Raw genomic sequence first — 14984 nt, 5'->3', positions numbered from 1 at the left:
ACGTTTAGGACGCAAGTGATAAAATATCTATGGTTTATAATATATAAATAACCTTAAAGATACCTACTTAAGTAGAGTATTAAAACTTTGAAATTAAAATCTCCAACTTTTCACTACGGCACGTTGTTGTTTTATTAACTTTTATCACATATATTTTTGAATTTGAATTCGATTTATTTAACAGTAATTCATTGTTATTTCCTTTTGGAGAAACATATTCGCCATTAAACTCATCCCATTCATATAATAATGTACCATTTTCGTTACACCATAAGTAATTGTAACGATCATCAATCTTTTCGCTCAAAGTAACACGTATTTTATTCAACTTCTTATCGAATCGTACTTTCGCACCTTTTGGTTTTTCAACTTTATCAAAAACTTTAACTAATATTCTCTTTTTTTCAGATTTTTTGCCCTGCCACATACTTTCCACGAAATAAACAGTAGATTCATGGATATTATTGACACTCACATTCGATCCAGTAGCGAAAGGAACTGTTAATTGATGTTCGCTATACCAATTGTAAGTCAATCCACGACTTGCATGTTTTATGGATAGTACCTGTCCGCCATTATAACAGGTCTCGAGCGTATCGCCCCAGTTTGAAAGTGGCATTGCGAGTGCGCAGTCCATTTTATTGTTAATAGACCATACTGTTTCATAAACATGCTGTTGATGAGAATGGATACGAACTAATGAAGTTGTATCTTTCACAATCGCTTTTAATTGGTTTACACCCACTTCAAGCATACCCATATTCAAATAAATAGAGTCAATATTTTGATCAATTAACCGATTATTAAGATACCATTTCACTTCAAGTGTATTGGGGGATGGTTTTAACAATTTTAAAGAGAAAACAGACATGCTATCTGCATCTACAGGTTTACTCGCGACTGGCAGGGTAGCTAGAATTGGATTTGTTTTCTGATGTATGGTCTCTACAAAAACTTCTTGACAAACAGCACAAAAAGGAGCCACTAAGTATTGCATTTTACAAAATTCATGCGGTCTAAACCAAGTCGACTTTGATCCTGATCCTCCGTAAGAATATACACCAACACCTTGTGTCCCGACCCAATTCTTCCAAGGAACCTTTGTCGGATCAGACTCCTGACTACGATTAGGACCTTCAATTGCATATTGATTACCTGCCCAATATTCGTCGGCTAAAATAGAAAAAGAATGACCGATCTCATGAACAGCAATATCATTACTCATAAAGTTAACGGTTGCTGTCGCATACTTACCACCAGAACCTCCGTAAAAGGGAGAGTTTACCAAAATCACAACTTGTGTATAATTGGGAATATGCTCCTTTAATACCTGCTCGATAACCTGATACTTTTGTGGTACCACCAGCCGGTGCAGTCCTCCGTTATCGAAACTGCTTCCAAAGATGGTATTAGGTGATGCAATAGGAACTGGATATTTTTTTGTAAACTTATTAAAGCGGGCTGATATTGACTCAAATCCGTATTGCCGTGTACACAGTCACTGGCAGTACAAGCATGTACAGCTCCAGATTCTAAAGACGGTGTTTTAATCGCGAATACATTAAAGTAATTACTGTACTGACGAAAGGGTTCCGTTTGAAAGAAATAATCTGTGAAACGTTTGGCATCTTCTTCAAAATCCATCAACTGCGCCTGTGTATAACCATCGCCCAAGATCACTAGGTTGACAACCTTTTGATCAGTACCTTGATATTGTAACGTATCGATCGCATAACGCTGTGCAAAACAATTGGGAAACAGGAGAAATAAAAATATAAAACTAAAAAGGAAATGCTGTAATCTGATATTCATTACGATAGGTATTGATTAGGTATTAGTTCATGTCTTTAATTTTGTGCTGCATCAGGTATTCACTGGGAGATACCTTCGTGATTTTTTTAAATACACGATTAAAATTCACCACATTATTAAAGCCGGTTTTAAAAGCGATATCCGATACATTCTCAGAAAGACCATGTATCAGCATTTTACAAGCTTGCTCAATGCGAATTTCATTGAGGAAAGTAATATAAGTTTTTCGGGTGTGTTTTTTAAAGTATTTACAGAAGGCATGCGGTGTCATATGGGCAATTGCCGCGATATCTTCCAAGGCTATCTTTTTCTCAAAATGCTTAAATGTATACTGAAAAATATCATTAATGCGAATCCCTTCTGCGTCAGAATACTTTTTTGAGGAATTCCTGTATAAAGTGAAGTCCATAGATCTACTTTTTCAGCTAAATAATCGACAAGCCCCATAAATGCCGTTAAACGATCTAACCCATCCGTCTCATTAATCTGTAAAAACTTACGTTTGATCCCTGGATTTGAAGCGGCGTCCAGTTTTTTACTTACATTGATATTTTCTAGAAATGAACGGACTTCTGTCAATTCCGGCAATTGTAAGAAATCTTTAAACCGGGCGTAATCAAAGAATATATGAATCGCATGGATCTGCTCTTTTAAATCAGGATCAGGAACTAGCTCAGATCGTTGAAACATATGCGGTTCATCGGCATCTACAATATAAATTTCATCTTGTTTGAATTGATGTGTAAAATTGCCAATCAAAAAAGTACCTTCCCCCTTTAGAATGTATGTCAGTTGGATTTCTTTATGTCGATGATAGTTGCTGTAAAATTCAACCAACAGATCTTCTTGTACACAAACGGAACCTTGATTGGGGACAGGAACGGTAAACTGAACAATTTTCATTCTTACAAATAGCTACAAAAAAACAGATATTGTTTAATTATTCAAATTTAAACATTATAGCGGACAATAAACGTAAATTGTATTATAATTTATTCTTGACATTTTTAATAAAATCTGGTAACGTTGGATCTGCACCTGCCAGTTCAATAACAGTTCTTGATTTTGGATCCAGCCATAAGTATCGTGGGGTTCCAATAACATTATAGCTATTTTCGATAAAATCACGATCAGTCACGTTTAACAAATAACTGTTCATTCCTAATCCGATTTGTCGATTGCTTGCCCTCCAACGTTCATAATCTTCATCATCGGTCAAATACACAACTTCAACACCCATTTTTTTCAATTCGGCTTCTTTGCGTACTAAAACCGGTAAATCCATTTTTGAATTTTTGCCTTTACTTGACCAAACCGCAACAATTATCATTTTCTTATCTACTAGCTGGTCAAACTTCAAAGAATCACCTTTTAGATTACGAGGAGTAATAGCCGGAAAAACAGGCATATTAGCATAATAATTCTTGACATCATCTACTTTTGCAACAGCTGCTTTAACAAGTGGGTGTTTCTGAATAGCAGGATCTAAATGTGCTAAAATTTGATCATAATCTTTATAATTCTCCTTATTCAGGCTGATGTACTTAAAGGAATAGGGAATCAGAATGATGCTTTTTGTTTGCTATTCAAAACATATTCTTCGTAAAATCTTTTATCATCTTTTCTAGCCCGAATTTCATTCGACTGTTTTGTTATTTCTTCAAGTCTATCTATAGTTTGATTATAGACAGACTCTTGTCCTCTGCTAAAGTTCATGAGCTTAGCATTCAAAGCAGCAGTTTCGTCGCTGTATTTGGCAAGCTGTTCATCTAATTCGTGCTGTACTTTTTCTTTGTTTTTATTGAATGCTATCAGTTCATTTGTCGTCAATGAATTTGTTTTTACCTCAATACTAAAATGATCGCCTTTTTCCTTGATAGCAACATCATAATCAGCATCAGCTTCCACATAAAGGGGCGTGCTATAATTAAAGGATTTCACAGCTCCCGAATCGGACCTGATGATCAGATCATAAAATGCATCAATGACCAACTCGCCTTCTAAAACGAACTTGCCTTGTTCTACTTTAGCTCGACGAAACTGCTGCATGGAATTATCGTGATCTTGCAAATAAACGGTACCATTTACTTCGGGATTTAAAGACCCCGTAATTTTATAGACAATTGGTGTTCCTTTTTTCTCCTGCTTTTTTTCTGGATTGGACTGACATGAACTTATAAAAAAGACGAAACATATCAGACAATAGTAAAGTGGTTGGTTCATAAAAAAATTGGTTGTAAACTCATCATGAATTTACAACCAATTTACAGAATTTTATTTATAAATTATTTTATTTTATAATTTTCGTATGTCGATCCATTTAATACTTTAACAACAGTTTTATTTGGTCCCGTTATTTTATAATCGGTGATCTGTCCATTCTTCCAAGTCATATCAACCGTATAATTTCCTCTAGCTTTCAATCCTTTTACGGCGCCATCTTTCCAGGCTTTTGGCAATGCCGGCAGTAGGTGAATAAATCCGGAATGGCTTTGGAGAAGCATTTCTCCAATTCCGGCAGAACCTCCAAAATTACCATCTATCTGAAACGGCGGATGTGCACAGAACAGATTAGGGTAAGTACCTGCTCCGACTCCTTGATAGGTCGTTTCATTAACAAAAGCTGGTTTGAGCAATTGTCTTAAAATTTCTAAAGAATGGTCACCATCTTGCAACCTTGCCCAGAAAAGAATCTTCCATGCGCGAGACCAGCCTGTCCCCTCATCTCCTCTTACTTCTAATGTTTTACGAGCGGCCTCTGCCCACTCTTTATTTTGTTGTGGTGAAATGAAATGAGCCGGATATAATCCATATAAATGTGAAACGTGTCTATGTTTTGGTTCTATTTCAGTATAATCTTCCAACCATTCTTGCACACGGCCGCTTTTACTTACCACTACTGCTGGTGGAATCTGTGTCAACTTATCTTTTAACTTTTGAATAAAAGGATCGTTTAATTGCAAAAGACTATCCGCCTGAATCAAGTTCCCATAAAGTTCTCTAACAATTTGGTTATCAATCGTAGGTCCCATCACTACTGATGCGACTTCACCATTTGGAAGACGAAATCCATTTTCTGGAGAAACTGAAGGTGAAGTAACCAACCAGCCTGTCTTAGGATCCTTAACTAAAATATAATCGTAAAACTCTGCTGCTCCTTTTAATACAGGAAAAACTTCTTTTAAATAGGCTTTATCCTGAGTAAATTGATAATGCTCCCACAGGTGATTACATAACCATCCTGAAGCTGTACTCGACCCCCAAGATGCATTTTCTCCAGGTGCTGAGAAACCCCAAACATTTGTCATCATATAAACGACCCATCCTGGCGCATTGTAATAAGCTTTAGCCGTTTTTTCACCTGTCTTTGCAATACGCTTGATCAGGGCAATAAAAGGGGTATGGTATTCAGATAGATTACTTACTTCCACTCCCCAGTGATTCATTTGTGCATTGATGTTTAGGTGATAATCCCCATTCCAAGGTGTTTGAATCTGATGTGCCCATAATCCCTGCAAATTTGGAGGTAATGCATTCTTGTGTTCGGGAGCTGTGCTTGAAATACTCAAGTAGCGGCCAAATTGAAAATATAATGCGGCCAATCCATTATCTAAGGCTGGATTTTCAAAAAATTGCTGTAAACGTTTTCCAGTCGGAATATTCACCTTAGTCTGATCATCTGCGATGGTTAAAGCAACACGATCAAATTTCTTTGCAAATGCTTTTTTATGATTGCTATAGAGCTTTTCTTGTGCTATTTTTTCAGCAGTAGCGATATCCTGGCTGATCACCTGTTGTGGATCAGTTCCATAGTAATTCGTACTCGCTGCAAAAAGAACAGTAGCTTCGTCGGCACCTGTCAAGATCAATTGCTTACCATCATCCGTTAGTTTTCCGCCCTTAAATCTAATCTTCACTTTACTCGCAAACTGTAAGTTTTTGCCGCCTTTACCATCTGGCAAAGAACCCTGCAAAATAATCTCCCCATTTTTAACTTGATAAGAATCAATATTTTCAGCTCTTTCTAAGGCAATAGCAAAACTGATATTTTTTTTCTTTGAAGCAGTTAAGTGTACAACACCTACATTTGATCAAAAGAAGTATAATAAGTCCTCTTATAATCCACTCCTCCTACAGTAAAGGAAGTCTGCGCGGTTGCATTGCCAATATTTAAGGATCTTTCATAATTTGAAACACCTTCAGCACTTAGTTTAAAATTGAATTTTAGAAATCCAAAATTCTGATAACAACCAAAAGGTGCATTGGCTCCGGTTCCGAAAGCAGATCCTTGGCCATTACAGACAAAATTCTTATTGACCAGTTCTTCTGCTTCTTTGTTCTTTCCAGCTATCAATAACTTCTGAATTTCACTGACACTCTTATATGCGTTATAATTATTAGGGTCTTCGGCAGAACCCGACCACATGGAAATTTCATTTAATACCAATGATTCAGACTGAATACCCCCATCAGGCATCATTCCGATTAACCCATTGCCTAAAGGAAGCGTTTCTTCCCAGCGGTTGGCAGGTTTGTCATACCACATGGTTAAAGCGTCTCTTTTTGCGCTTGCGCCTGCAAGCAAGTCATGGCTGCCAGCGCAAATAATGTTGATTTTGTTATACCTTTCATTTCTTACTTAGAATATAATTCAAAGGATGCTACTGTGAATACATTTTTGGTTAACGTTTCCGTTGGAACAAATTTGATGTATTTTACTTTTACAACATCGTCAAAAATGATTTGCTGTAAAATCGGATTTGCTTTGATATTTGAAAATTCACCTTCCTTCAAAAGTTCCCATTGCTGTTTATTTTGACTGCTGTAAATTTTGTACTTCGTAGCTGTACCGATTGTTTTACCATCTTGACGAGGTAAGTATCCAAACCCGTTAATCGCTTCTTTCAATTCAAAAACAAATCCTTTCTCATAAGCAGTGACTGTTGCAAAAGTTTCCGCATTATTATCTATTGCTTTTGCCGATTCCGTAAAAGCTGCTGCCATAAACTGCCTTGCACTTAATTTTTTGAATCCAGTATCCTCAAATTCAAAAGATTCATCAAATTCTTTAAATAAACCAAAATCACTTACTGTAATCGCTACAGGTGCAAATAATTGAATTCGTAGTTCATCCGTTGTAATGGGCTTCGTCAGTTTCATTAATCGATTTGCTCCGATACTGGTAGCTTTAGTGAGCAAGGTCCATTGCCCATTCACTTTCTGCTCAACTAAAACACTATCCAGACGTTGTCCTAATTTAATATTTTCTCTGATCTGGATAATATCAAATGTTTGCGCTGATTTCAATTTAATTTCCAGAGCAGCTTGATGCTCATCATCATTGGTTGCCCAATAGCTATAGCGATCATTATCGATAATATATTTCGTCCCGTATTCTCCAGTTTCATGATCGCGAGTAGTTGTTGCCGTAATCTGCGCATCTTTTGCTAAATTATTTTCAAACGTTTTTTTCACCTTTCTTCCGAAAGCTTCAAGTGATTTCACATCATTTTCATGCAGTTGTCCTGATGGCATCGGTGCCAATCCAAGATTCATATTTGCACCACGGCCTACAGATTTCAGATAGATCTCAAACAGTTCAGTTGGTGTTTTTACTTTCGCATTCTGCTCGGCATGATAAAACCACCCTGGTCGTTGTGGTACATCACATTCCGCAGGAATCCAGTATTTCCCATTTCTTACTCCTGAAGTCAGTGTTTTTTCATTTACCAATCCAGGAACTGCTTTTTTCCCATCAAGGCCTTCCGGCGTAAAAGTAGCCCATGAGGTTTCTCCCGCAAATCCACTCTCATTTCCTACCCAACGCATATCTGGACCGACATCACTAAAAATCATGGCCATCGGTTGCAGTTTACGAACGATTGGCCAAGTTTTCTCCTCCCACGCATAATAGGTATTGCGGTCGATCGTCCTTTTCTCTTTTAAACCACCATAATAACCATCTCCACCATTGGCGCCATCATGCCAAGAAGTAAACAATTCACCATAATTGGACATTAACTCGGTCAATTGTGCCCGGTATGCATCTGCATAGGCAGCTGTCCCGTACCTGGTATCGTTTCGATCCCAGGCAGAAAGATAAACACCAAATTTCATGTTGTTTGCATGCGTCGCAGTCATGAAATCTTTAACCATATCCCCTTTTCCTTGTTTCCAAGGAGATGACGCTACACTATATGTTGTCGTTGCCGTAGGCCATAAACAAAAGCCATCATGATGTTTTGCAACAGAGATGAGCCCTTTAAAGCCCCCAGAAGCCGCTGCCTTAGCAATTGATTGGCATCAAAATTCGAAGGATTAAAGATAGCAGGATCTGCATCACCATATCCCCACTCCTTATTTTGGAAGGTAGTTGGTGTATAATGTATTAAACAATACATATCCATTTCATGCCATTTCAACTGCCGTTCGGAAGGAAGTGCTCCATAAGGTTTTGGTGGATTTACCGGTTCAGATAGCAAAAAACTACCATTTACCCAGAGAAGACTAGAGAATAGAAAAGTAAACATATAATTAGATAAAGGTTTTAAGTTTTAAATATAGTTTAATTTTAGGGTATTAAAAATCTAACAAAATCATTTTCCTCAAGCAATCGATTGATTATATTTATATTACATATACAAAATAGTCATCACTAATCTTGATAAGGCATCAAGATTATCAATAAGATAAGCTCATTCATTTCATTTAAATTTGTTGTAGAACAATAGGGGAAAACTCATAAATTTTTAAAAATGGAAGACAATAGAAACAAAAAAATTACAACAGCATCGGGTGCTCCTGTTGTAAACTACGAAGATACGATGACAATTGGCCCAAGAGGCCCGGTGCTATTACAAGATTATTTCCTCCATGAAAAACTGGCTCATTTCAACCGAGAACGTATTCCGGAACGTATTGTACATGCTAAGGGTTCTGGCGCCTATGGTACTTTCACCGTAACCAATGATATTTCGAAATACACAAGAGCAAAACTCTTTAACGGCATTGGAAAGCAAACAAAATTATTCATTCGCTTTTCAACCGTCGGAGGAGAAAGAGGTTCGGCAGATTCCGAACGTGATCCACGTGGGTTTGCTGTTAATTTTATACCGAAGATGGAAACTACGACTTGGTCGGTAATAATACGCCAGTCTTCTTTATCAAGGATGCTAAAAAATTTCCTGATTTTATTCACACTCAAAAGAGAGATCCTCATACAAACTGTAAATCGCCAACCATGGTCTGGGACTTCTGGTCACTCAATCCCGAATCGTTGCACCAAGTAACGACTTTGATGTCCGATCGTGGAACGCCATTTGGATTCAGACATATGCACGGTTATGGAAGTCATACGTACTCTATGATCAACGCGCAAAATGAACGTGTCTATATCAAATACCACTTCAGAACACAACAAGGAATAAAAAATTTGACAGGTGCAGAAGCTGATGAAATGCGCGCTAAAGATATGGATTATGCACAACGTGATTTACATACAGCAATTGCGAATGGTGATTTTCCGAAATGGAAGCTTTATATCCAAGTCATGACAGAATCGGAGACTAAAACATTCCGTTGGAATCCATTTGACTTAACAAAAGTATGGTCACAGAAAGAATATCCTCTCATCGAGGTTGGTGAAATGGAATTAAATCAAAACCCAGATAATTACTTCGCTCATGTAGAACAAGTGGCCTTTGCTCCGGCACATATTGTAGATGGAATTGGATTCTCACCAGATAAAATGCTACAGGGACGTATATTATCTTACCCTGATGCTCAACGTTATCGTCTAGGGGGAAATTATGAACAGATTCCTGTGAACAGATGTCCTTTTATGACTAATAATTACCAACGTGATGGTCAGATGACTGTCAATGGGAATCAAGGGGCAGCACCAAATTATTATCCAAATAGTTTTGATGGTCATTACGAAGATCAATCCTACAAGGAACCTGCATTGCAAGTAGATAGTCTAGTGGCTGATAATTATGACCGCAACGCTCCTGGTGAGGATGATCATTATACACAACCTGGTGATTTATACCGTTTATTGGATGCTGAACAGAAAGAACATCTCATTCAAAATATAGTAGGTGCTATGTCTGGAATTGAAGGACCAAAACGAGATGAAATTGTTATGCGTCAATTGTGCCATTGGTTTAGAGCCGACATGAATTTAGGACTAGGAGTTGCTAAAGGATTAGGATTCTCTATGGATGAAATGGCGAAACATATGCCTCAAAAATAAAAAATCATTCGGCAATAATAAAAAGAGCGGAAATGTACCCATACACTTCCGCTCTTTTTATACCTTCATAATACATCATAAACTATGATAATTATCAAAATTTAAAGCTTCACATCTACCTATACCACACTTATCCTAGCTTTTTAATAGTACTTATTTAAGATTCAATAAATATTGACAAAAGTGAATGAACAGCGTTGCAACCGATTTAACTGTATGATAGGCTGTTATTTGAGATTGAAATCCTATAAATTTACAAAACCTAAGTTGTTCTACTGATTATTTTTTACGCAAAATTATTTGATAAAATATAAAAAATAAAATTTACAACTTGTACCTTTACCTCATCATGAACAAAGATCAATCTAAAATCATCCGCGAACAAGCCGATCGTTCTGCAACACGTGAGCATTCGGTGCCCCTATATCTTACTTCTAGTTTTATCTTTGATAGCGCAGAACAGGGAAGAGCTATTTTTGCTGATGAAGAGCAAGGAATGATATACTCCCGCTATGCCAATCCAAATACTTCAGAGCTTATTAACAAAGTTTGTATCCTAGAGGAAGCAGAAGCTGGGCTGTCCTTCTCTTCGGGTATGGCAGCAGTATTTGCCTCTTTTGCAGGTATTGTTGAAAGTGGTGACCATATTGTTTCGTCACGCGCTATTTTTGGTTCAACTCACCAACTATTTACGCAACTATTCCCTCGTTGGGGAGTAACAACAACGTATGTTGATGCGGTCGATCCCGAAGAATGGGAAAAAGCCATTCAGCCGAATACAAAAATTATTTTCCTGGAATCACCTTCTAACCCTGGTCTGGAATTAGTAGATCTGGAATGGTTAGGTTCTTTAAAGAAAAAATATCCAAATATTATTTTAGCCATTGACAACTGCTTTGCAACACCTTATCTTCAAAAACCATTAAAGTATGGTTTTGATTTGTCAATTCATTCTGCTACAAAATATATGGACGGTCAGGGTCGTGTCCTTGGTGGATTAGTTGTAGGGAAACAGGAATTGATTGACAAATTAATGTTTTTCATTCGCCATACTGGTCCTTCCTTATCTCCTTTTAATGCTTGGGTCATCTCTAAAAGCTTAGATACACTGGGCTTACGTATGGATAGACATTGCAGCAACGCATTAGCATTAGCAACAGTTTTGGAAACAAACGAAGAAATTGAAGATGTTAAATATCCATTTCTTCCTTCCCATCCGCAATATGAGCTAGCAAAAAAACAGATGAAGGCCGGTGGTGGTATTGTCACTTTTGTTGTTAAAGGTGGAAAAGAGCGAGCTTTCCGTTTCTTAGACGAATTAAATATGATTTTATATACTTCTAATTTAGGGGATGCAAGATCAATCGCTACCCATCCTGCTTCTACAACGCATTCGAAATTAACAGAAGATGAACGTCTAAACCTTGGTATTCAACCGGGTAGTGTGCGTCTATCGGTTGGTTTAGAAGATCAGGAAGATATTATCCAGGATATCTTACAGGCATTGGAAAAAACTAAATAAAAAAATAGAGCCATCTCCAAGAAGATGGCTCTATTCTTTATTTATGATCTGCTTATTTCAAAGATGCCAATGCAGCTTCGTAATTTGGCTCTTCTGTCACTTCCGCAACTTGCTCTTCATATAAAACTTACCGTTTTCATCCAATGTAATGACTACACGGCTCAATAAACCCGCTAAAGGGCCATCGGAAAAACGCAATTGATATGCATCTGAAAAATTACTGTCTTTATATTCCGACAATGTAACCACATTATTCAAACCTTCCGCTGCACAAAAACGTCCTTGAGCAAATGGTAAATCTTTGGAAATACATAACACCACTGTATTTTCTAATCCTGACGCTGCTTTATTGAAAGCACGAACAGATGCTGCACAGGTACCTGTATCTACACTTGGGAAAATATTTAAAACTACTTTCTTTCCTTTATAATCTGCTAATGATTTATCAGATAAATCACCTGCTGTCAATTTAAAATCTGGAGCTTGATTTCCTACTGCTGGTAAATTTCCAACCGTATTAACTGCTCCACCTTTGAATGCTACTGTTGCCATAATTATTTTTTTTAGCAATTTAATGATTTCCTGTTAATCTTACTACAAAAATCACATTTATTAATACACATTCTTTCAAAATAAATATTTATCAATTTTCGCCAAAATAATATCGAAAAGCCACAAAAATTTACTATGTTAGCATTGTAATTCAAACACAAACGATAAACCAAATTTGATGTATATGAAGAAGTTACTAATTACCTTGCTTTGTGTATCGCCGTCTTTACTTTTAGCACAGGATCTCAAGTCAATCTTCAGAGTCCAAAATCTGTCGGTATGGGTGGTGCAGGTTCTGCCTACTTTATAGATGAATCTTCCATCTTTTATAGCCCAGGAGCACTTTCAAAAATGAGCCACAATGCGGTTTCTGTAAACGGAAATGGTGTTATGTTTAAATCTGCTTTTCAAGCAACAGGTAGTTCTGTGGTGGATCATACTAAAAATCAGATAACGCCACCTTTTTCTGTTTTTGCCACAGTAGGACCTAAAAATACGTGGTGGAAAGCGGGTATAGGAATATATACACCTTATGGAGGTGCAGTAGACTGGGGCACTGAATGGACAGGTAAATACAGTTTAGTTAGTTTGTCGTTACGCGCTATATACATCCAACCTACCGTCAGTGTCAAATTAACGGACAACTTCAGTATCGGTGGGGGTTTTGTGTATAACATTGGTTCTGTGGATTTACAAAGTGCTGTTCCCGTTTATTTCCAAGATGGGTCATCAGGGTTGGCTGAATTAAAAGGAACCGGTACTGGAACAGGATATAATGTCGGTGTTCACTACAACTTAAATGAAGAATTTGCCATTTCCATGAGCTACCGATCTAAAGTTGTTACGAAATTAAAAGATGGAGATGCTAAATTCACAGTACCTGAAGCGGCGCAAGGAACATTTCCACCAGATAGTAAATTTAGCGCCGAACTTCCTCTCCCATCTACTTTTGCTGTTGGTGTAACATTCCCGATCAGTGACAAAGTAAAAATGGCTGTGGATGGAACGGTGATCAATTACGATATTTATAAAGAACTAAACTTTGATTATAGTGGTGCAAATACTCCTGACACGCATTCCCCTAAGAATTATACAAAAGCAGGTTCTATTAAAGCGGGTATCGAATACTTGCCATCAGAGAAATTGCAACTCCGTATCGGTGGTGGTTATATCGCAACACCTGTGAGTAAAGATTATGTCTATCCAGAAACTCCAGATAACAACCGTGTACTGATTGCTGGCGGTTTCACATACAAAATGAATCAGAAGTTTGATCTAACAGGCTCTTTTGCATACCAGAGAATATTACCTCGCGAAGCAAATAATGTAGACAGCCATTTATCAGGAACGTATACGACGAATATTTACGCACCAGGTATTGGATTGACGTACAAATTTTAAGCATTTATATTAAAAATGTTATTATCATGAACAGAAGAAATTTATATATAGGAGTTGCATTGGCGATACTGAGTATCACAGCATGTAAACCATCTCTCGACGAATTCACACCTTCAGCAGGAACAAAAGCTGACTTTAGTAAATATATTGCCATTGGAAATTCTCTTTCTGCAGGATTCGCTGATGGGGGACTATATCTTGATGGTCAAAAAGTAGCTTTTCCATTGCTCATCTCAGAACAACTTCAAAAAGTAGGCGGAGGCGAGTTCAAATCTCCATTTTTTAGCGAGGAGCAGTCCAATGGATCGGGCTATATTCGTCTTAAAGCATTGGTCAATGGTCAACCAGTAACAGAACAGGTTACAGACAAATTAGCTTACCGCTCAGCTAGTCCAAAATTATTAACGAAATTTACTGATCCGATCAATAATTTAGGGGTACCGGGTATGCGTATGGATATGGCTTTTGCACCTGGCATAGGAACAGCAGCTGGAAATATGTACTTCGAACGTCTATTACCAGAAGGCACTCCACCAACAATGAATTATTTCACTTATTCTACGTCACAAAATCATACGTTCTTTACATTTTCATTGGGAAATAATGATGTATTGGGGTATGCAACTAATGGAGCTGTTAATGAAGGTCCAACGACAACATTAACCTCTACGGCACTGTTCAATACACTATTGAATAATTATGTAACAACATTAACAGCAAAAGGGCAAAAAGGTGTGTTAGCAACGATCCCTGATGTAACATCCGTGCCTTATTTTACAACAGTAACACGTCAAGCGCTTCTAGCAGCAGTAAATGCGGCAAGTACAACCAAAGTAACTGATATTTACATCGCAACTAAGACGGGCCCGCGAGCTGCTACGGATCAGGATTTCTTTGTCCTCCCTTTTTCATCGGCAGGTTTATTGGGTGTTCCAAATGCAAACAAAATACCTTACGGATTACATCCGCTCAATCCTGTTGAGGACAAATATGTTTTAGATACAAAAGAAGCGGCAGAAGTGGTAGCGCGTGTCAATGATTTCAATAAATCAATTAAATCGATCGCCGCGTCTAAAGATTTAGCTGTCGCAGACGTCAATGCATTTAACAGCTGTTAAAAATGGCATCCGCATCGATGGTCTATCGGTAAGTGCGAAATATATCACTGGAAATGGGTTTTCATTGGACGGAATACATTTGACGCCTATTGGAAATGCATTAATGGCAAATGTATTTATTGAAGCCATCAATAAAACGTACGGTGCTCAAGTTCCGAGGTTAAATATATCTGATTATAGAGGTGTGAAACTTCCATAAAAATATTAATAAATGGTTTGGTAAAAGGGTGTATCATAATTATGATTACCCTTTTTATATTTATCCTCAATTAGATGTGTTTAGGGTAATAAGTATATCTTATTATGTATATAACCGCTTTGTAAG

The 14984-nt window shown here is 37.4% G+C and carries 15 protein-coding genes and 1 pseudogene; 5 read left to right on the top strand and 11 right to left on the bottom strand.

Annotated elements, in window-relative coordinates:
- Positions 1-79 precede the first annotated feature (79 nt).
- From L950_RS35340 to L950_RS32950, 10 genes are all read right to left on the bottom strand, one after another.
- Positions 80-1375, bottom strand: coding sequence for a M64 family metallopeptidase (locus L950_RS35340; protein ID WP_410528127.1), 1296 nt, complete (start codon positions 1373-1375; stop codon positions 80-82).
- Positions 1324-1812 (bottom strand): M64 family metallopeptidase, encoded by a 489-nt coding sequence (locus tag L950_RS35335; RefSeq protein ID WP_021188040.1) that lies wholly within the window; start codon positions 1810-1812, stop codon positions 1324-1326. Before L950_RS35335 ends, L950_RS35340 begins: the two co-directional genes overlap by 52 nt.
- Before the next feature lie 22 nt (positions 1813-1834).
- On the bottom strand, positions 1835-2110 hold the full coding sequence (locus tag L950_RS32955) for a helix-turn-helix domain-containing protein (protein ID WP_231577163.1): 276 nt from the start codon (positions 2108-2110) through the stop codon (positions 1835-1837).
- Positions 2111-2112: 2 nt separating this feature from the next.
- Positions 2113-2715, bottom strand: coding sequence for an AraC family ligand binding domain-containing protein (locus L950_RS11575; protein ID WP_231577161.1), 603 nt, complete (start codon positions 2713-2715; stop codon positions 2113-2115).
- An 82-nt stretch (positions 2716-2797) separates the two neighbouring features.
- Positions 2798-3220, bottom strand: a complete 423-nt coding sequence (locus L950_RS26420; RefSeq protein WP_021188039.1) for a TlpA family protein disulfide reductase — start codon at positions 3218-3220, stop codon at positions 2798-2800.
- A 152-nt stretch (positions 3221-3372) separates the two neighbouring features.
- Positions 3373-4035: a DUF4369 domain-containing protein gene (locus tag L950_RS26415; RefSeq protein WP_021188038.1), complete on the bottom strand. Its 663-nt coding sequence runs from the start codon at positions 4033-4035 to the stop codon at positions 3373-3375.
- 62 nt (positions 4036-4097) lie between these two features.
- On the bottom strand, positions 4098-5846 hold the full coding sequence (locus tag L950_RS11565) for a glycosyl hydrolase family 95 catalytic domain-containing protein (protein WP_262507058.1): 1749 nt from the start codon (positions 5844-5846) through the stop codon (positions 4098-4100).
- Positions 5847-5893: 47 nt separating this feature from the next.
- On the bottom strand, positions 5894-6358 hold the full coding sequence (locus L950_RS35330) for a glycoside hydrolase family 95 protein (RefSeq protein ID WP_262507054.1): 465 nt from the start codon (positions 6356-6358) through the stop codon (positions 5894-5896).
- Between the two features lie 89 nt (positions 6359-6447).
- Positions 6448-8067, bottom strand: coding sequence for an alpha-L-fucosidase (locus L950_RS11560; RefSeq protein WP_231577164.1), 1620 nt, complete (start codon positions 8065-8067; stop codon positions 6448-6450).
- Complete coding sequence (locus tag L950_RS32950) at positions 8001-8342, bottom strand: hypothetical protein (RefSeq protein WP_231577160.1); 342 nt, start codon at positions 8340-8342, stop codon at positions 8001-8003. The genes L950_RS11560 and L950_RS32950 overlap by 67 nt, the downstream gene beginning before the upstream one ends.
- Positions 8343-8567: 225 nt before the next feature.
- Here L950_RS32950 and L950_RS11555 point away from each other — a divergent pair.
- Together L950_RS11555 and L950_RS11550 are read left to right on the top strand one after the other, a co-directional pair.
- Positions 8568-10066 (top strand): annotated as a pseudogene (locus L950_RS11555) (catalase).
- A 349-nt stretch (positions 10067-10415) separates the two neighbouring features.
- Positions 10416-11588 (top strand): trans-sulfuration enzyme family protein, encoded by a 1173-nt coding sequence (locus tag L950_RS11550; RefSeq protein ID WP_021188037.1) that lies wholly within the window; start codon positions 10416-10418, stop codon positions 11586-11588.
- Between the two features lie 96 nt (positions 11589-11684).
- Here L950_RS11550 and tpx read toward each other — a convergent pair whose 3' ends face one another.
- Positions 11685-12140, bottom strand: a complete 456-nt coding sequence (tpx, locus tag L950_RS11545; protein WP_231577158.1) for a thiol peroxidase — start codon at positions 12138-12140, stop codon at positions 11685-11687.
- 210 nt (positions 12141-12350) lie between these two features.
- Between tpx and L950_RS11540 the strand changes: the two genes are divergently transcribed.
- Genes L950_RS11540 through L950_RS32945 form a run of 3 tightly spaced genes read left to right on the top strand, consistent with a single transcriptional unit; the run spans position 12351 to position 14858 of the window.
- Complete coding sequence (locus L950_RS11540) at positions 12351-13541, top strand: OmpP1/FadL family transporter (protein WP_021188036.1); 1191 nt, start codon at positions 12351-12353, stop codon at positions 13539-13541.
- Positions 13542-13567: 26 nt separating this feature from the next.
- The gene (locus tag L950_RS11535) at positions 13568-14659 is read left to right on the top strand and encodes a G-D-S-L family lipolytic protein (protein WP_231577156.1); all 1092 of its coding nucleotides are present in this window, start codon (positions 13568-13570) and stop codon (positions 14657-14659) included.
- Positions 14640-14858 carry a hypothetical protein gene (locus L950_RS32945; RefSeq protein WP_231577154.1) on the top strand — a complete coding sequence of 73 codons (219 nt, stop codon included), beginning with the start codon at positions 14640-14642 and terminating at the stop codon, positions 14856-14858. The genes L950_RS11535 and L950_RS32945 overlap by 20 nt, the downstream gene beginning before the upstream one ends.
- Positions 14859-14984 lie beyond the last annotated feature (126 nt).

This window comes from Sphingobacterium sp. IITKGP-BTPF85 (genome assembly GCF_001006065.1).
GTDB classification, from domain to species: Bacteria; Bacteroidota; Bacteroidia; order Sphingobacteriales; family Sphingobacteriaceae; genus Sphingobacterium; species Sphingobacterium anhuiense.
The sequence above is the reverse complement of the archived record's forward strand: the minus strand, read 5'-3'. Positions and strand labels throughout refer to the sequence as shown.